14 protein-coding genes are annotated in these 17687 nt (G+C 74.5%); 11 read left to right on the top strand and 3 right to left on the bottom strand.

Features of this window, described 5'->3' with window-relative positions:
- The first annotated feature begins 204 nt into the window (after positions 1 to 204).
- Entirely contained in the window at positions 205 to 2733 is a 2529-nt protein-coding gene (locus tag AB0G56_RS20800; protein ID WP_360971248.1) for a protein kinase, read from the top strand.
- Between the two features lie 39 nt (positions 2734 to 2772).
- Here the strand turns inward: AB0G56_RS20800 and AB0G56_RS20795 are convergent, their stop codons facing one another.
- Positions 2773 to 3522: an SLATT domain-containing protein gene (locus tag AB0G56_RS20795; protein ID WP_360971245.1), complete on the bottom strand. Its 750-nt coding sequence runs from the start codon at positions 3520 to 3522 to the stop codon at positions 2773 to 2775.
- 348 nt (positions 3523 to 3870) lie between these two features.
- On the opposite strand from AB0G56_RS20795, the gene AB0G56_RS20790 reads away from it, so the two are divergent.
- The 7 genes from AB0G56_RS20790 to AB0G56_RS20760 all read left to right on the top strand — a co-directional run bounded on the left by AB0G56_RS20790 (position 3871) and on the right by AB0G56_RS20760 (position 10909).
- Positions 3871 to 4215: a YbaB/EbfC family nucleoid-associated protein gene (locus AB0G56_RS20790; protein WP_360971242.1), complete on the top strand. Its 345-nt coding sequence runs from the start codon at positions 3871 to 3873 to the stop codon at positions 4213 to 4215.
- Positions 4216 to 4274: 59 nt separating this feature from the next.
- Positions 4275 to 4874, top strand: coding sequence for a recombination mediator RecR (gene recR / locus AB0G56_RS20785; protein ID WP_037850715.1), 600 nt, complete (start codon positions 4275 to 4277; stop codon positions 4872 to 4874).
- Positions 4867 to 5526: a DUF5063 domain-containing protein gene (locus AB0G56_RS20780; RefSeq protein WP_360971239.1), complete on the top strand. Its 660-nt coding sequence runs from the start codon at positions 4867 to 4869 to the stop codon at positions 5524 to 5526. Before recR ends, AB0G56_RS20780 begins: the two co-directional genes overlap by 8 nt.
- Positions 5527 to 5746: 220 nt before the next feature.
- Entirely contained in the window at positions 5747 to 7036 is a 1290-nt protein-coding gene (locus tag AB0G56_RS20775; protein ID WP_360971236.1) for an aspartate kinase, read from the top strand.
- 40 nt (positions 7037 to 7076) lie between these two features.
- On the top strand, positions 7077 to 8129 hold the full coding sequence (locus tag AB0G56_RS20770) for an aspartate-semialdehyde dehydrogenase (protein ID WP_360971234.1): 1053 nt from the start codon (positions 7077 to 7079) through the stop codon (positions 8127 to 8129).
- A 534-nt stretch (positions 8130 to 8663) separates the two neighbouring features.
- Complete coding sequence (locus AB0G56_RS20765; protein ID WP_360971232.1) at positions 8664 to 9296, top strand: SigE family RNA polymerase sigma factor; 633 nt, start codon at positions 8664 to 8666, stop codon at positions 9294 to 9296.
- 578 nt (positions 9297 to 9874) lie between these two features.
- Positions 9875 to 10909 carry a hypothetical protein gene (locus AB0G56_RS20760; protein WP_360971229.1) on the top strand — a complete coding sequence of 345 codons (1035 nt, stop codon included), beginning with the start codon at positions 9875 to 9877 and terminating at the stop codon, positions 10907 to 10909.
- 78 nt (positions 10910 to 10987) lie between these two features.
- Here AB0G56_RS20760 and AB0G56_RS20755 read toward each other — a convergent pair whose 3' ends face one another.
- Positions 10988 to 11824 carry an SURF1 family protein gene (locus AB0G56_RS20755; protein WP_360971226.1) on the bottom strand — a complete coding sequence of 279 codons (837 nt, stop codon included), beginning with the start codon at positions 11822 to 11824 and terminating at the stop codon, positions 10988 to 10990.
- Positions 11825 to 12102: 278 nt separating this feature from the next.
- Between AB0G56_RS20755 and AB0G56_RS20750 the strand changes: the two genes are divergently transcribed.
- Positions 12103 to 13923 (top strand): prolyl oligopeptidase family serine peptidase, encoded by a 1821-nt coding sequence (locus AB0G56_RS20750; protein ID WP_360971436.1) that lies wholly within the window; start codon positions 12103 to 12105, stop codon positions 13921 to 13923.
- 186 nt (positions 13924 to 14109) lie between these two features.
- Here the strand turns inward: AB0G56_RS20750 and AB0G56_RS20745 are convergent, their stop codons facing one another.
- Positions 14110 to 16110 (bottom strand): NAD-binding protein, encoded by a 2001-nt coding sequence (locus tag AB0G56_RS20745; RefSeq protein WP_360971224.1) that lies wholly within the window; start codon positions 16108 to 16110, stop codon positions 14110 to 14112.
- Positions 16111 to 16290: 180 nt separating this feature from the next.
- Between AB0G56_RS20745 and AB0G56_RS20740 the strand changes: the two genes are divergently transcribed.
- Positions 16291 to 16878 (top strand): sigma-70 family RNA polymerase sigma factor, encoded by a 588-nt coding sequence (locus AB0G56_RS20740; RefSeq protein WP_360971221.1) that lies wholly within the window; start codon positions 16291 to 16293, stop codon positions 16876 to 16878.
- Entirely contained in the window at positions 16868 to 17662 is a 795-nt protein-coding gene (locus AB0G56_RS20735) for a hypothetical protein (protein WP_360971218.1), read from the top strand. The genes AB0G56_RS20740 and AB0G56_RS20735 overlap by 11 nt, the downstream gene beginning before the upstream one ends.
- Positions 17663 to 17687: the final 25 nt, after the last annotated feature.

Here is a 17687-nt window from a genome sequence, read left to right as displayed (position 1 = left end):
GAGCCGGTATCGGCGCCCTGTCTGCGGGAGGGGGGATTTGACGACAGGTTGTCGACGGCGGGCGGCCGGGCGCGGATCCGGTCGCACGCTGTTACGGAACCGTAGAGGGCGGCCCGCTCCGCGCCCCGTGGCTCGCACTATCCTCGGGCTGACGCACAGGGGCGTCGGGGACGTGTCGGGGGATACCGGGGAGGCGGTTGGGCCATGGAGAGACTCGCGCCCGGCGATCCGCGGGAGATCGGCGCGTACCGGCTGCTGGCGCGGCTCGGCACCGGGGGAATGGGCCAGGTGTACCTGGCACGCTCGGACCGCGGCCGTACTGTCGCCGTCAAGCTGGTGCGGCGGGAGCTTGCCCGGCGGGAGGAGTTCCGGGCCCGCTTCCGGCAGGAGGTCGGGGCGGCCCGGCGGGTCGGCGGTCACTGGACGGCACCCGTGCTGGACGCGGACACCGAGGCCGCCGTGCCCTGGGTCGCCACCGGGTACGTCGCCGGGCCCAGCCTCCAGCAGGTCGTCGGCCACGACCACGGGCCGCTGCCCGAGCGGTCGGTGCGCATCCTCGCCGCCGGTCTCGCCGGGGCGCTGCGGGACATCCATGCGGCCGGCCTCGTCCACCGCGACCTCAAACCGTCCAACGTGCTCGTCACGATCGACGGACCGCGGGTCATCGACTTCGGCATCGCACGGGCGCTGGAGACCGTCACGGACGGCGGGGTCACCCGGGCCGGGGCGCTGGTCGGCTCACCCGGCTTCATGGCGCCCGAGCAGGTGCGCGGTGACCGGGTCACACCCGCGTGCGACGTCTTCTGCCTCGGTTCCCTGCTCGCCTACGCGGCGACCGGCGCCCTGCCCTTCGGCACCGCCGACAGCGGGGTGCACGCGCTGATGTTCCGCATCGCCCGGGAGGAACCCGACCTGGAGGGCGTCCCGGAGGGCGTCGCCGGCCTGGTCCGCGCCTGCCTGCGCAAGGACCCGGCGGCACGCCCCTCGGTGGAGGGGATCATCGAGAGCACCGGCGCCGAGGACACGGTCGTCGACGGCCGCTTCCGCGACCCGTGGCTGCCGAGCGCCCTGGTGGCCCAGCTCGGCCGGCACGCGGTGCGGCTGCTGGAGACGGAGGACCCCGAGGGGCCGCGGGGCGGGGCGCGGGCGGAACCGGCCCCGGCGCCCGCACCGGGACCGGCACCGGCGCAGAGCCCGCAGGAGAGGCCGGGGCCCGCCGGGGAACGCACCCCCGCCCCCGCCGCCGAGCCCACGGCCGGCACGGACTCCACCCTTCCCACGGAGAACTCCGCGGCCCCCACGGCTCCCACGGCTCCTACAGATCCCACGGCCCCCACGGCCCCCACTGCCCCCACGGCCCCCACTGCCCCCACAGCCCCCACGGACCCCACCGTGGTGGCTCCCGATGCCGTCGCCGCCGCGCCCACGCCACCGTCTCCGGGACACCCCGGCGACCGGGGCGGCACGGCGGGCCACCTGCCGACCGCGGTCGACGACCAGACACCCCCGCCGGGCCCGGCCCCGACCCCCGCTCACCCGGGGCACGGTGGGCCCCCGCGGCACCCGCAGCAGCACCCCGGGCACCACCCGCCCCGGACCGGCGACCCGGCGCCCGGCCCGCCCGGCGCGACGGCCCCCGCCCCGTACGCCGGCTCCGCAGCGACCCCACCGCACGGCCATCCGCAGTACGGAAGCCATCAGGACGGACATGCGCCGTACGACTCGCAGCGGGAGGCACGCCCGCCGCACGGACCCCATCAGGACGGGCACCCGCCGCACGGCAACCAGCAGGCCGGGCACCCGCCGTACGGCAACCAGCAGGGGGCACGCCCGCCGCACGGCAACCAGCAGGACGGGCAGCCGCCGTACGGCAACCAGCAGGACGGGCAGCCGCCGTACGGCAACCAGCGGGAGGCACGCCCGCCGCACGGCAACCAGCAGGACGGGCAGCCGCCGTATGGATCGCAGGGGGAGGCGCACTCGCCGTACGGGCCCCGGCAGGGCGGCCCCCAGCCGTCCGGGCACCCGCCGCACGGCGCGGCGCCGGCCGGCTCCACCCCGTCGGCCGGCTCCACCCCGCCGTTCGGTCCCACCCCGTCACTCGGCCTCGCCGCGCAGTTCGGCCCCACTCCGCCGTTCGGTCCCTCCCCTCTCCCGGCGCGGGGCGGGCCGCGCAGCGGTGGGCTGTCCACGGTGGCGCTCGTCGTCGTGGCGATGGTGGTCGCGCTCGGCGCGGGCGGCTCGGTCTACGCCCTGATGCGGGGCGGCGGCAACGCCGGCCCCGGCCCGTCCCCGACGGTCACCGCACCCACCACGACCGGCCCCGGCCCGTCCCCCACGGCCTCCCCGCCAAACCCGGCCGCCCCCTCGGGCGGGGAGATCCCGACGGGGTACCTCGGCACCTGGAGGTCGTCGATCGACACCGCCTTCGGCCCGGGCCCCCGGCGGCTCACCATCTCCCAGGGCGGGGTCGGGGACACCGTGCTCACCCTGGTCGCCGACGGTCCCACCGAGTCGGGCGGCAGCTACCACTGCGTGTTCGAGGCCCCGCTCGCCGCGCCGCCGGGCGCCGGTGGCGCGCTGGAGATCGGTCCCTCGACGGTCTCGGCCGGGCCGGGCGGCGCGTGCAGGCCGGGCGCGGCCACGCAGCTCGTCCTGCTGCCGGGCGGCGGCCTCCAGCGCATCAACAAGGACAGCGGCGAGCAGCTGACGTACGACAAGGCGGGCGGCTGACGTACGCCGCCCCTCCCACGACCGCCGGTCCCCGGCTCCTCACCGGGGTTCCGGCGGCCGCTGCCGGGGCATGTTCGGCCGGGTGCCGCCCGGCGGCAGCGGAAAGCGGCCCGGGCCGGTGCCGCCCAGCTCCGGCCGGCCGCCGCCGGGAGCGGCGTCCCGGAGCCCCATCGGCACCGCCCCGACGCGGAACTCCACCATCCAGTCGGCCGTCTCGGTGCGCACCAACTCGGTCACGTCCTCCGAGAACCGCCGCAGCACCGCCAGGCACCGCTCCGCGGCCTCGCCCGCCGTCCCCTCGGCCGGGCCCAGCACCTCCCGCACGCACTCGGACGCCCAGTCGAACTGGAGCGTCTGCAGGCGCCGCTGCACGGCCTGCGCCGTCGCCACGTCCCGCATCCATCCCGAGGTCACCCCGAAGTACCGGTCGGTCCCGACGCACGCCGCCGACAGCAGCAGTGCCAGACAGCCCCACGGCGCCACCCCGCCCAGCACCCCGGTGAGGTCCAGCAGGGGCAGCGCCGCCCCGGCCACCGCGCCGGCCGCCGTCCCGCAGCGCAGGGCCCGCGCCCCGCGCCGTTTCCACACCCGCTCCGCCAGGTAGCGGGTGGCGGTCCGGAGCGCGCCGTGTTCCACCCACCGGTACAGCTCCTCCAGCCGCTGGGCGGGATCGCCCCAGTCGCCGAGCGGGAGGGCCCGTCCGGCCAGGTCCCCCGGCCGCAGCCCGGCCGCTTCGTCGCCCCGCCTGTCCCGAGGCGGACGCTCGGGCTGCATCTCCGGCTGACCCACCCGGCACTCCCTACTGATCACGTGCTGTGACGCTCTGCTGACCACTTTCCGATCAACCTGGTCGACGTTCCGACCACGGGCTGTGGCACTGGCTGACGCGCCGACCCCTTCCTACCCCCCAACGGGTGGCGAAGAGGACGGAAGCACCGCTTTTCCGCCCGGAAGAGGGCCTTGATCAGGTATAGGACTCACCCGAGACTCACCCGAAAGAGTGGCGGGGCGCCGCCCGCCCGGACCACGTAGGCTCGTGCCAGCGGGGAAACGCCGAAGGCACCGGCGGACGGACCCCGCCCGGACGCCCGGACCATCCGGTCATCCGGACGTGCCGTACGAAAGCAGGAGCTGATCGTGATTCCCGGTGGTGGCCAGCCCAACATGCAGCAGCTGCTCCAGCAGGCCCAGAAGATGCAGGAGGACCTGCAGCGGGCCCAGGAGGAACTGGCGCAGACCGAGGTCGACGGGCAGTCGGGCGGCGGCCTGGTGAAGGCCACCGTCACCGGCGCCGGCGAGCTGCGCGCCCTGAAGATCGACCCGAAGGCGGTGGACCCCGAGGACACCGAGACCCTCGCGGACCTGATCGTCGCCGCCGTCCACGCGGCCAACGAGAACGCCCAGACCCTCCAGCAGCAGAAGCTCGGTCCGCTGGCACAGGGCCTCGGCGGCGGCAGCGGCATCCCCGGGCTGCCTTTCTAGGCGGCCCGCGGGCAACTACCGTACGTACCGAAGCACCACACAGGAAGGACGGCGGTCCGGTGTACGAAGGCGTGGTCCAGGACCTCATCGACGAACTGGGGCGACTGCCCGGCGTCGGTCCCAAGAGCGCGCAGCGGATCGCCTTCCACATCCTGCAGGCGGAGCCGGCGGACGTGCGGCGGCTCGCCCAGGCCCTGACGGAGGTGAAGGCGAAGGTCCGCTTCTGCGCCGTCTGCGGCAACGTGGCGCAGGAGGAGCTGTGCGGCATCTGCCGCGACAGCCGCCGCGACCCCGCCGTCATCTGCGTCGTCGAGGAGCCCAAGGACGTCGTCGCGATCGAGCGCACGCGCGAGTTCCGCGGCCGCTACCACGTCCTGGGCGGGGCGATCAGCCCGATCGAGGGCGTGGGCCCGGACGACCTGCGCATCCGTGAGCTGCTGGCCCGCCTCGCGGACGGCACGGTCACGGAACTGATTTTGGCCACGGACCCGAATCTGGAAGGCGAGGCGACGGCGACGTACCTCGCCCGCATGATCAAGCCCATGGGCCTGAAGGTCACCCGCCTGGCCAGCGGCCTCCCGGTGGGTGGCGACCTGGAGTACGCGGACGAGGTCACCCTCGGCCGCGCCTTCGAGGGGAGACGACTCCTAGATGTCTGACGCCACGCTGCATGCGACCAGCCAGAACCCCGACGACTTCGCGGTCCAGATCGCCGACCAGATCGAGAGCTTCCTGGTCGCCGTCACCGAGGTCGCCAAGGGCGACGAACCGGACTCCGCGGTGCCCTTCCTCCTCCTGGAGGTCTCCCAGCTCCTGCTGGCCGGCGGCCGGCTCGGCGCGCACGAGGACATCGTCCCCGACGAGCGCTACGAGCCCGACCCGGGCCCCGAGCAGGACGTGGACGTCCTCCGCGAGAACCTGGCCCGGCTCCTGGAGCCCATCGACGTCTACTCCGAGGTCTTCGACCCCTACGAGCCGCGCCGCGCCCCGGTCCCCGCCCGTATCTCCGACGACCTCGCCGACGTCGTCAACGACCTGCGTCACGGCATGGCCCACTACCGCGCGGGCCGCACCACCGAGGCGCTGTGGTGGTGGCAGTTCTCCTACTTCTCCAACTGGGGCGGCGTCGCCTCCGCGACCCTGCGGGCCCTGCAGTCCCTCGTGGCGCACGTCCGCCTCGACCAGCCGCTGGAGGAGCTCGACGGCCTCGACACGGACCAGGCGATGGGCGACGAGACCCTGGAGTTCGAGGCGGGCCAGGTCATGGCGGAGGAGATCGGCACCCCGCTGGGGCTGCACGGGGCGCAGTAGGACGGCGTTCGCCTCCTCGTCCGGCGGCGCCGCGACGACTGTGACGCCGCCCACGTTCCGCGTGCGGGTCCGCCCCCTGGGCATGAGCCGTCCTGGTAAGCGGGCTCCGGAGGTCTCAGCATGCGGTATCGCAGAGGGGAAATTCGGACGCTCGATAGACTGAGTCGACCGCACTGCACACGCGCAGGTGCGACAGACACGGACTGAGCGAGGAGCGCACGTGGGCCTTGTCGTGCAGAAGTACGGAGGCTCCTCCGTAGCCGATGCCGAGGGCATCAAGCGCGTCGCCAAGCGGATCGTGGAAGCCAAGAAGAACGGCAACCAGGTGGTTGTCGTGGTCTCCGCGATGGGCGACACGACGGACGAGCTGATCGATCTCGCCGAGCAGGTATCCCCGATGCCTGCCGGGCGGGAGTTCGACATGCTGCTGACCGCCGGGGAGCGGATCTCCATGGCTCTGCTGGCCATGGCGATCAAGAACCTGGGCCACGAGGCCCAGTCCTTCACCGGCAGCCAGGCAGGTGTCATCACCGACTCGGTCCACAACAAAGCCCGGATCATCGATGTCACGCCCGGCCGCATCCGGACCGCGCTGGACGAGGGCAACATCGCCATCGTCGCCGGTTTCCAGGGCGTGAGCCAGGACAAGAAGGACATCACCACGCTGGGGCGCGGCGGGTCCGACACCACGGCCGTGGCGCTGGCCGCCGCCCTCGACGCCGAGGTGTGCGAGATCTACACCGACGTGGACGGCGTGTTCACCGCCGACCCGCGGGTGGTGAAGAAGGCCCGGAAGATCGACTGGATCTCGTTCGAGGACATGCTCGAACTGGCCGCGTCCGGGTCCAAGGTGCTGCTCCACCGGTGTGTGGAGTACGCCCGCCGGTACAACATCCCGATCCACGTCCGCTCCTCCTTCAGCGGGCTGCAGGGCACGTGGGTCAGCAGCGAGCCGATTCGGCAGCCGAGTGAGCAAGGGGAACAGCAGGTGGAGCAGGCCATCATCTCCGGTGTCGCGCACGACACCTCCGAGGCCAAGATCACGGTCGTCGGCGTGCCGGACAAGCCCGGCGAGGCCGCCTCCATCTTCCGTACGATCGCCGATGCCGAGATCAACATCGACATGGTCGTGCAGAACGTGTCCGCCGCCTCCACCGGCCTGACGGACATCTCCTTCACGCTCCCCAAGGCCGAGGGCCGCAAGGCCATCGACGCGCTGGAGAAGAACCGCTCCGGCATCGGCTTCGACTCGCTGCGCTACGACGACCAGATCGGCAAGATCTCCCTGGTCGGCGCGGGGATGAAGACCAACCCGGGCGTCACGGCCGACTTCTTCACCGCGCTGTCCGACGCGGGCGTGAACATCGAGCTGATCTCGACCTCCGAGATCCGCATCTCGGTGGTCACCCGCAAGGACGACGTGGCGGAGGCCGTGCGCGCCGTGCACACCGCCTTCGGGCTCGACTCCGACAGCGACGAGGCCGTCGTCTACGGCGGCACCGGGCGATGACCGTGCACCGCCGGGGCCCCGGGCACGGAGGCGTACGACGATGACCGTACGACCGACGCTCGCGGTCGTGGGAGCGACCGGAGCCGTCGGCACGGTCCTGCTGCGGATCCTGTCCCAGCGCGCGGACGTCTGGGGCGAGATCCGCCTGATCGCCTCCCCGCGCTCGGCCGGCCGCAAGCTGGCCGTGCGCGGCGAGGAGGTCGAGGTCCTCGCGCTGAGCGAGGACGCCTTCGACGGGGTGGACATCGCCCTGTTCGACGTCCCCGGCGAGGTGGCCGCCCGGTGGGTCCCGGTGGCCGCCGCCCGGGGCGCGGTCGTCGTGGACAACTCCGGTGCCTTCCGCGCCGACCCGGACGTGCCGCTGGTGGTTCCCGAGGTCAACGCGCACGCGCTGCGGCGCCGTCCGCGCTCCATCGTCGCCAGCCCCGACTGCACCACCCTGACCATGATCGTGGCCCTGGGGGCGCTGCACGCCGAGTTCGGGCTGCGCGAGCTGGTGGTCTCCTCGTACCAGGCGGTGAGCCAGGCCGGGCAGGCGGGCGTGCAGACGCTGCGCCGCCAGCTGTCCCTGGTCGCCGGTACGGAGCTGGGGACCGGCCCCGGTGACGTGCGGCGGGCCGTCGGCGACGACACCGGGCCCTTCCCCGAGCCGGTGGCGCTGAACGTGGTGCCGTGGGCCGGGGCGCTGTGCGACGACGGCTGGTCCTCGCAGGAGATGAGGCTGCGCGACGAGTCCCGCAGGATCCTCGGCCTGCCCCGGCTGCCGGTCGCCGTCACCTGCGTACGCGTGCCGGTGGTCACCACGCACTCCCTCACCGTGCACGCCCGTTTCGAGAACGACGTCACCGTCGACAAGGCCCGCGAGATCATCGCGACCGCACCCGGCGTCGTGCTCTACGACGATCCCGCGGCGGGCGAGTTCCCCACCCCGGCCGACGTGGTCGGCACCGACCCCACCTGGGTCGGGCGGGTGCGGCGCGCGCTCGACGACCCCACGGCGCTCGAACTCTTCGTCTGCGGCGACAACCAGCGCAAGGGTGCCGCGCTCAACATGGCGCAGATCGCCGAACTGGTGGCCGCTCAGGCGGAGTGAGCCCCCGTCATATGACGGACGGAAAAGGCATGGCCACAGCCGGGTCCCTTTGTAGGATCTGTGTAAGAGGTGTGGACCAGTTGTCGGTCCAGGCCACTTGAACCCTGCTGCCCCGGCGTCCGAAGATTTCCCCTCCCGCCCTCCGCAACCGCGCGCAGGGCGGGAGGCGTCTTTGCGGTCGCCTTTCGGGGGCGTGGGGACGCTGCGGGGCGTGGGGACGCCCCGGTCGCTTCGCGGCACGCCGCGACATAGGGGAAGAGCGGGACACATGAGGGCATGTGGGGCACCGGCTGTTGTGCCGCCTGACGCGAGAACGTCGTCGGACGCGCCACCGGGCCCGGCCGGCGCAGAACCGGCGTCCGGCGCGTACAACCCCCGAGGGGGCAGACGTGTCCAACTGGCGTGGCAGAGGTACTCGACTTCAGTGCGGCGACCCGCGGCGCCGCTCTGCGGCCGCCCCGCGCGGCGCTCCGACCGCGTAGACCCGGGATCCCCGGGATCCCCGGCATCCCCGGCATCCCCGGTCTCCCCGGTATGTCCGGCCCGCCGGGCGCGCCCCGCCCGGCCGGCGCGCCCGGCCCGGCCGGTGGCATGCCGGTGATCGCCCCCATGCCCGCGGCGCGGCCCACCCGCATACCGAACCAGCGTGACGCCGTCGAGGAGACCGTGGCGGCCGGCACCACCGTCGACCACCTCACCGAGACCTACCGCGCCCACTACCGCTCTCTGCTGGGCCTGGCGGCGCTCCTCCTCGACGACACGGCCTCCTGCGAGGACGTCGTCCAGGAGGCGTTCATCCGCGTCCACTCCGCCCGCAAGCGCGTCCGTGACCCGGAGAAGACGCTCGCTTACCTGCGCCAGACGGTCGTGAACCTCTCCCGTTCGGCGCTGCGCCGCCGCATCCTCGGCCTGAAGCTGCTGTCCAAGCCCATGCCGGACATGGCCAGCGCGGAGGAGGGCGCCTACGACCAGTTGGAGCGCGACTCGCTGATCAAGGCGATGAAGGGGTTGCAGCGCAGGCAGCGCGAGGTGCTGGTGCTGCGCTACTTCGCCGACATGACCGAGGCACAGGTCGCCGAGACCCTCGGCATATCCCTCGGGTCGGTGAAGGCGTACGGCTCGCGCGGCATCGCCGCGCTGCGCATCACCATGGAGGCGCGGGCATGAGGGAGAACGCCGAGGGACGCGACTCGCACGAACGCCACGAGCCCTACGCGTGGCACGAGCCGGGGCAGCAGGAAGAGCACCACCACACGCCGTCGCACGCTGGGAACGCAACCGTGAACGAGAGCCCTGAAACGAAGGGCCCTGAAGCGAAGGACCCGGACTCGAAGGGCCCGGATCTCGTGGGCCGGGTCTTGAAGGAGCCGGTCTCGGAGGACCCTGGCCCCGTGGGCCCGGTTTCGGAGGGGCCCGCCCTGAAGGGCCCGGGCTTCGAGGATCCGGTCTCGGAGGACTCGGAGCCTGTGGGCCCGGATTCGAAGGGCTCGGTATCGGAGGGGGCCGCCGCGAAGGGGCCTGGTCCCGTGGGCCCGGGCTCCGTGGGCTCGGTATCGGAGGGCTCGGTCTCTGAGGACCCGGCCCTGAAGGGCCCGGGCTTCGTGGACCCGGTCTCGGACGGCCCTGGCCCCGTGGGCCCGGAATCGAAGGATCCGGTCTCGAAGGACCCGGGCTCGAGGGCGCCCGCTGGTCCCGAGGGCGATGCCCCCGGAGGGCTTGCCCCGGACGAGCTGGCGCTGCGCCGGATGCTGCACCGGGCGGTCGAGGACGTCGAGCCGCGCGAGGAGACGCTGGAGCACCTGCGGCGCGCGGTTCCGGCGCGGCGGGCCCGCAAACGGCAGGCCGCCGTCGGCATGGCCGCCGCCGCCCTGTTCCTGGGCACCGCCGTCCCGGCCCTCGTCCACGTGTCGCAGTCCACCGGCTCCACCGCGGACCCGGCCATCGCGGGCCAGGCCTCGCAGGCCCAGGGCGGCGCCGGGGCGGGCAAGGACGCGGACGGCGGGACGAGCACCGCCGGCGCGTCCTCGGACCGTCCGACCGGCAAGCGGACCGGCGGCAAGAAGGACGACACCAAGGACAGCAAGGCCCCCGTACCGGGCAGCGCCCCCGGCGCCACGGGCAGCCCCTCCGCTCCCGTCCGCACCGGCGCCCCGGTCTGCACGGCCGCCCAGCTGGGTTCCGCCACCGCCACCGTCAGCGCCCCCGACGCGGCCGGCGCCGTGTACGGCACCTTCCATGTCACCAACGTCTCGCCCGGCAACTGCACCGTGGGCGGCCCGGGCTCGGTCACCACGCTCACCGAGGGCGCGGCCGACGCCTCCCGGGTCAGCGTGGTGCAGCACACGGCGGGGGACGCGGCGGCCGGCCTGCCCGACCCGTCCACGGAATCCGCGGCACTGGTCCTGTCCCCGGGGACGGGGTACGAGGTGAAGTTCGCCTGGGTCCCCTCCGACGCCTGCCCCACCGGCGGCGACGGCGGATCCGGGGGCAGCGGCGGCACCGGCGCTGCGGGCGGCACGGAGACGGGCAATCCGTCGTCCGGCCCGTCGCCGACCCAGGAGGCGAGCACCGAGGGCGGCACGGCCACGGGCCCGGAGACCGGTACGGGCGCGGGTACGGCGCCCCAGCTCGTCCGGGAGGACGGCGGCGGCAAGGCGGACGGGAGCGTCGTGGTCTCGCACACCCCGGAGGCCGGCTCACCGGAGGTCTCGGCGACGGTACCGGACGCCTGCGCGGGCACGGTCTACCGGACCGGAGTGCTGGCGACGACGACGCCGTAGGCCGGTCGGGGCGGGACCCCGCCGTGCCACGGCGTGTCGTGTCCGCCGGACCGGCCGGACATCCGCCGGACCGGCGGGTCAGACCGTGGCGGGGTGCTCTTCCGGGGATCCGCCGGGCCCGCCGGGACCCCGCGGGTCCCCGGGAGCCCCGGAGTCCTCGGGCGCCAGGCCGAGCGCGGCGTCGCGTGCGGTCTCCACCTCGCGCCGGACCAGCCGGAACCACATGAAGACCACGAACCCGGCGAAGACGAACCACTCACCGGTGTACCCGAGGTTCTGGAACGCCTTCAGGTCCAGCCCGCTGCCCTCGGGCGCCTTCGCGGGCACCGCCTTCATCCCGGAGTCGGCCTCGTCGAGCGTGACCCACGCGTCGTACACGTCGTACGGCACGAGGTTGACCAGCGAGGCCGCGCTGATCGCCCCGGTCTGCCCGGCCGGCAGGCCGCCCTGCGCACCCGCCCCGTTGTCACCGGGTGACTCGGAGGCCTGGAGCGCCCCGGTGACGGTGACCTCGCCGGTGGGCGGCGCGGGGGCCTTCGCCGCGTCCGCGTCACCCGGCAGCCAGCCGCGGACGACGGGCAGCGCCTTGCCGGAGTCGGTGCGCAGCAGCGTCAGGACGTAGTACCCGCTCCTGCCGTCCAGCACGCGGTCCGGGACCAGCAGCTGCTTGCCGTACCGGCCGGTCGCGGTGGCCCGCATGCCCGAGGTCCGCTTGTCGACGGGGAGCAGCCCCGCCAGCGGGCGCGGCGCCTGCGTACGGGCGGTGGCGGACTGCTCCGTGAGGGCGCGGTGGTCCTCCACGCGCGCGTCGAACCGGCTCAGCTGCCACGATCCCATGAAGACGCAGAACGGGATCGCGAGCAGCACGAACACGTTGATGCCCCACCAGCGGGGCGTCAGAAGAAACCGGTACACGGCTCAACCGTACGGTGCCCGCCCGGCGCGGCAGGCCGCGGGGTCAGAGTTTTCCACAGGCGGGTGAGCGTGGAGGGGGGCCGTGTCGAATGTTTTCCACAGGCTGGGGAACCTGGCGGCACGTTGTCGGTCGGGCCAGGCACTATGGGGCCATGACTGAGAGCAACGGGCCCGGGGCGCAGGCTCGGCAGAGCGGGCGGAGCCGGCAGGGGCGGACCGAGGACGCGGCAAAGACGCGGGGGCCGGAACAGGGCCCGGGACAGGGGGCAGGGGTGACCGTGGATACGCCGGCGAGTCCGGGCGCGTCCCGGGGGCCGGGGCTGCCGGACTGGGAGAAGCGCTTCCGGGCGCCCCGGGTGTCCCTGCCCGACTGGGCGGAGGACGCACCGGACCGCTCCCTGTTCGTGTCGAACGCGACGGGGACGTACGAGCTGTACGCCTGGGACCGGGCGAGCGGCGCCCAGCGCCAGGCCACCCACCGGCCGAACGGCACCACGGACGGCGTGCTCTCCCCGGACGGCGCGTGGATCTGGTGGTTCGACGACAAGGACGGCGACGAGTTCGGCATCTGGCGCCGCCAGCCGTTCGACGGCGGCCCCGACGAGGCCGCCGTGCCGGGCCTTGACCCCTCCTACCCGGCCGGCCTGGCACTCGGCCGGGACGGGCGTACGGCGGTCGTGGGCCGCTCCACGGACGAGGACGGCACGACGATCCACCTCGCGCGCGTGGGCTCGGGCGAGGCCCCGGCGGAGATCTACCGCCACCGCGAGTCGGCGGGCGTCGGCGACCTCTCCCACGACGGCGGCCTCATCGCGATCGAGCACACCGAGCACGGCGACGCGATGCACTCGGCGCTGCGCGTGCTGCGCCCGGACGGCACGGCGGTCGCCGAGCTGGACGACACCAAGGGCGGCACCGTCGAGCTGGGCCTCGAAGTGCTGGGCTTCGCCCCGGTCGACGGGGACACCCGGCTGCTCGTCGGCCACCAGCGCAGGGGCCGCTGGGAGCCGCTGGTCTGGGACGTGGCGACGGGCGAGGAGACCGACCTGGCCCTCGACCTGCCCGGCGACGTGAGCGCCGAGTGGTACCCGGACGGCGGCGGCCTGCTCGTCGCCCACAGCTTCGAGGCCCGCAGCGAGCTGTTCCGCTACGACCCGGCGACCCGCGAGCTGACCAGGATCCCCACCCCGCCGGGCACCGTCTCGGGGGCGTCGGCCCGCCCCGACGGCAGCGTGGAGTACCTGTGGTCGTCGGCGGCCGAGCCCTCGGCGGTCCGGTCGACGAACGGCCGGGTGGTCCTCGATCCGCCCGGCATGAAGTCCCCCGGCTCGGTCCCGGTGGAGGACGTCTGGGTGGAGGGCCCCGGCGGCCGCATCCACGCCCTCGTGCAGAAACCGGCGGGCGCCACCGGTCCGCTCCCCACGGTCTTCGACATCCACGGCGGCCCCACCTGGCACGACAGCGACTCCTTCGCCGCCGGCCCGGCCGCCTGGGTCGACCACGGCTACGCGGTGGTCCGCGTCAACTACCGGGGCTCCACGGGCTACGGCCGGGCCTGGACGGACGCCCTGAAGCACCGGGTCGGCCTGATCGAGCTGGAGGACATCGCCGCGGTCCGCCAGTGGGCGATCACCTCGGGCCTCGCCGACCCGGACCGGCTGATCCTCACCGGCGGCTCCTGGGGCGGCTACCTCACCCTCCTGGGCGTCGGCACCCAGCCGGACGCGTGGACCCTGGGCATCGCGGCGGTCCCGGTCGCCGACTACGTCACGGCGTACCACGACGAGATGGAGGCCCTGAAGGCCATGGACCGCACCTTGCTGGGCGGCACCCCGGAAGAGGTCCCCGAGCGCTTCGAGGCCTCCTCCCCGCTCACCTACGTGGACCAGGTCAGGGCCCCCGTCTACATCTCCGCCGGGGTCAACGACCCCCGCTGCCCCATCCGCCAGATCGACAACTACGTCAAGCGCCTCGCGTCCCGCGACGCCGTCCACGAGGTCTACCGCTACGACGCCGGCCACGGCTCGCTGGTGGTCGACGAGCGCATCAAACAGGTCCGGCTCGAACTGGACTTCGCCGAACGCCATCTGCCGAAGTAGCCGCCCCGGCCTCGGGAGGAGAGGGGCGGTGCGGGGGCCGCGGGGCTCCGGTGGGGGACGGCGCGGGAGGCCAGGGGTCTCCGGTGGGGGGCGGTGCGGGGGGCCGCGGGGCTCCGGCGGGGAGGGTGCGGGAAAGGCCACGGGCCTCCGGTGGGAGGCGGTGCGGGAGGCCCCGGCCGCGGCCTCCTACACCGCGCCTTCCCGTTCCTCCCGCCCCCGCCGGCCCAGCAGCTCCGCGAGTCCGCGCCGGGTCGCCGCCAGGACGACCCGGTCCTCCTTCCGCAGGACGTACGTGTCGGGCAGGTTCCACCGCGGCCCGGCCGCCCGACCCGGCAGGGGCTCCGTGCCCCCCGCCGCCTCCTGGGCGGCGGGCTCGCGCCGCTCCCCGGCCCCGCCCGGCGCGCCCGCCTCCAGCGCCAGCACTCGCCAGTACCCCGCCCGGAACGCCTCCGCGACCGTCCTGCCCTCCAGCTGCGGATGCCCGCCGACGTCCACGGACGCGAACAGCAGCACCCGCCGCTCCACCGGGACCGCCCCCAGGATCTGCCGCCCGAACATCGCCCCGGCGAACGCGGGGGCCGCCAGGTGCGTCACGCTCCGGCTGCGCGTCCGCGCCCGCGGATGCGCAGCCCGCAGCGTCCGGTAGACCGCCGTCGCGAAGTCGTCGTCGTACAGCCGCAGCACCACCCGCAGGTCGGGCCGTACCGACCGCGCGTACAGCACGGCCTCCAGGTTCGTCGTGTCCGCGCTCGTCACCGCGAGCAGCGCGTGCGCGCGGTGGATCTTCGCGGCCTCCAGCACGCCCTCCTGCGTGACGTCCCCGAGCACCACGGGCACCCGCAGCCGCCGCGCCGTCGCCAGCCCCCGCGCCTCCGGATCCGACTCCACGCACACCACCGGGACCTGGAGTTCCCGCAGCCGCGTCAGCACCCGCGTGCCGACCTTGCCCAGCCCGAGGAGCACCACGTGCCCGCCGAGTCCGCGCGGCGGCCTGCGCAGCGCGGACCCCGACCGGAAGGTCCCCAGCGCCTCCAGCACCGCGGCGAGCAGCACCGGCAGCAGCAGCAGCCCCACAAGGCCGGACAGCAGTTGGAGCACCTGCCGTCCCACCGTCTGCCCGATCGCCGGGTCGTCGATGGCGAACAGGTCGAGCAGCGTCAGATACAGCGCGCCCAGCGGACGTACCCCCGTGACCAGCCACAACGCCACCGCGAGCGCGAACACGCACGCCACGAGACCCGCCACCGACCACCGCAGGCGCCGCGAGAACAACGACGTGAGCGGCGGGACGACACCGACCCCGCGCCCGGACGGCAGGGGAGGCCCGGCGGCGTACGACACCTGCTCCAGCACCACCGTGCCGCGCCCGGTGGCCTCCCGTACCGCCGCCGCGTCCGGCAGCAGCCGGGGCCGCTGCTCCCCGCTGGCCTCGGACCCGTCGGCACCGGCCGGATCGCTGCTGGTCGCCGACAGCAGGGCCAGCGTGCACAGCCCGGGGTCGGCGACCTGCCCCGGCGCGGGCGGCGGCCGTTCGACCGCGTGCAGCAGCAGCCCCTCGGTCTGCACGACCTTGCTGGTGCCGACGACCGCACCGGCGGCCAGCGCGGGCGCGGCCGTGTCGGCGTCCGACAGCACGGTCGTGGACGCGTCGCCGGCGAGCGGGGCGTCGCTGTCGCCGGTCGCCAACGCGGCGGCCTGGTCCAGGAGTTCCTCGATGTGCTGCCCGAGCCGCCGGTTGTACAGGCGCAGGACGAGCCGCAGTCTCGGGTTGAGCCGCCGGACGGTGAGCGCGGCCCGGATGTTGGTCTCGTCGTCGTCGTACACGAGGGCCAGCGCGGTCGCCCGCTCCACCCCGGCGTCCAGGAGCACGGCCTCGGTCGGCTCGGCCGCTTCCACCACCCGGTCCGCACCACCACCGGCCCCGCCGCCGGTCCCACTGCCGCCCCCGCCGCCGGCGCCACCGGGACCGGCGCCCGCGTGAGCGTTCCCGCCGTTCCCGCCGGTCCGGCCCACGGCGGCGCTCACCACCCGGTCCAGCAGCGCCGAGGCGGACCGCGCACGGCCGACCACCGGCGGCCGTACCGCGCGCTCGGAGGCAGGCACGACCAGCGTGACCTGCTCGCCGTACACACCGCGCAGCTCGGCGGCCAGACGGTGCGCGAGCCCGTCGTCCCCGCACACCACCATGTGCGCCCCCGTGCCGCCCGGCGCACCACCTTGATACGGAACGCTCCCCACGAGGGAAAAGACTGCCCTACGGGGGCAGGTGGTTCCAGCGGCTCGAGCTCCGGGGAATCCGGGAGAATCGGACAGAGGGGTCGCGCACGGTCGGCAATCCCTCGCCACGGACAGGCCGTATGTACGGATATGTCAAGGTTCCGGTTCCCTGTGGGTCGTCTCCCGGACGAGGCTCTGCTCTCCGGGCTGGCCACCGGTGACCCGGAACTCGCCGTCAGCTTCGTGCGGCGGTTCCAGCACCGGGTCTACGGCGTCGCCATCGCCGTCACCGGTGATCCGCAACTGGCCGAGGACATCGCCCAGCAGACCTTCGAACGGGCGTGGCACCACGCGCAGATCTACGACTCGCGGCGCGGTTCGGTCACCACCTGGCTGACCACCATCGCCCACAACCTCGCCATCGACGCCGTCCGCGCCCGGCGCCCCGAACCGGTGGCGCCCGAGGACCTCGACGCGGTCCTGGACGCCGTCAGCGACACCCCGGAGCAGCACGCGCTGGCGGACGAGGCGTCGGCCCGGCTGCGGGCGGCGGTGGCGGAGCTGCCGCCCGCACAGGGCCGGGCCCTGGTGATGGCGGGCATCTACGGCATGACCGCCCAGCAGATCGCAGACCGGGAGGGGATCCCGCTGGGCACCGCCAAGACACGGATCCGGGCGGCGATGGGGAAGCTGCGGACCACGCTCGAATCCGACCGGCGAGGCGACCATGAGCAGTGACGTGACCTGCGAGAAGCTGCGCGATTTCGGCGCCGAGCTGGCGCTTGGCGTGCTGCCGGGCCGCGAGCGGGCCGGCGCCGTGGCGCATCTGGAGGGGTGCGCGGACTGCCGGGAGCACGTCCGGCAGCTGACCCAGGTCGGCGACCGGCTGATCGGGCTGCTCCCGTGCAGCGAGCCACCGGTCGGGTTCGAGACCCGGGTGGCGCAGGCGCTGACCAGGGGCGCGCAGATGCGCGAGGGACGCGACGGGCGGGAGGGACATGAGGGACACCTGGGGCGCGCGCGTGCGCGTGCGGCCGGGCTGCGGGGCCGCGGCATCCGGCCGCGGATCGTCGCCGCCGCCACGGCCTTCGTCCTCGCCGTCGGGTTCGGCGGCTGGTCGGTCGGCACGGCGGTCGAGTCCGCGCTGGCGGGCCCCGCTCCGTCCGGCACGGGCCGGGAGACGGGCCTGCTGTGGGGCGGGCTGACCTCCGTCCGTCCGGTGTCCGGACGTCCGGCCGGTGAGGTGTACGCCCACGCGGGCTCCCCCGGCTGGGTCTACATGACGGTCGATCTCACCGCGGCCGGTGCCGCGTACACCGGCAAGGTCTCCTGCGTGCTGGTGCGCCAGGACGGCAGCGGCGTCCGGGTCGGCACCTTCGACCTGTACGACGGCAAGGGCGCGTGGGGGGCACCGGCGCCGCCCATGGACCGCTCGGCGCTCGCCGGGGCCCGGCTGACGTCCGCCGACGGGACGGTGCTGGCGAGCACCCACTTCACCACCGCCTCGGCGTACTCCGGCTGACCCCGGCCGGCCGCGGCAGGGGCTG

The organism is Streptomyces sp. NPDC021356, from assembly GCF_040641015.1.
In the GTDB taxonomy this organism is placed as follows: domain Bacteria; phylum Actinomycetota; class Actinomycetes; order Streptomycetales; family Streptomycetaceae; genus Streptomyces.
Note: the sequence above shows the minus strand (reverse complement) of the source record. Positions and strands in the feature narration are given on the sequence as shown.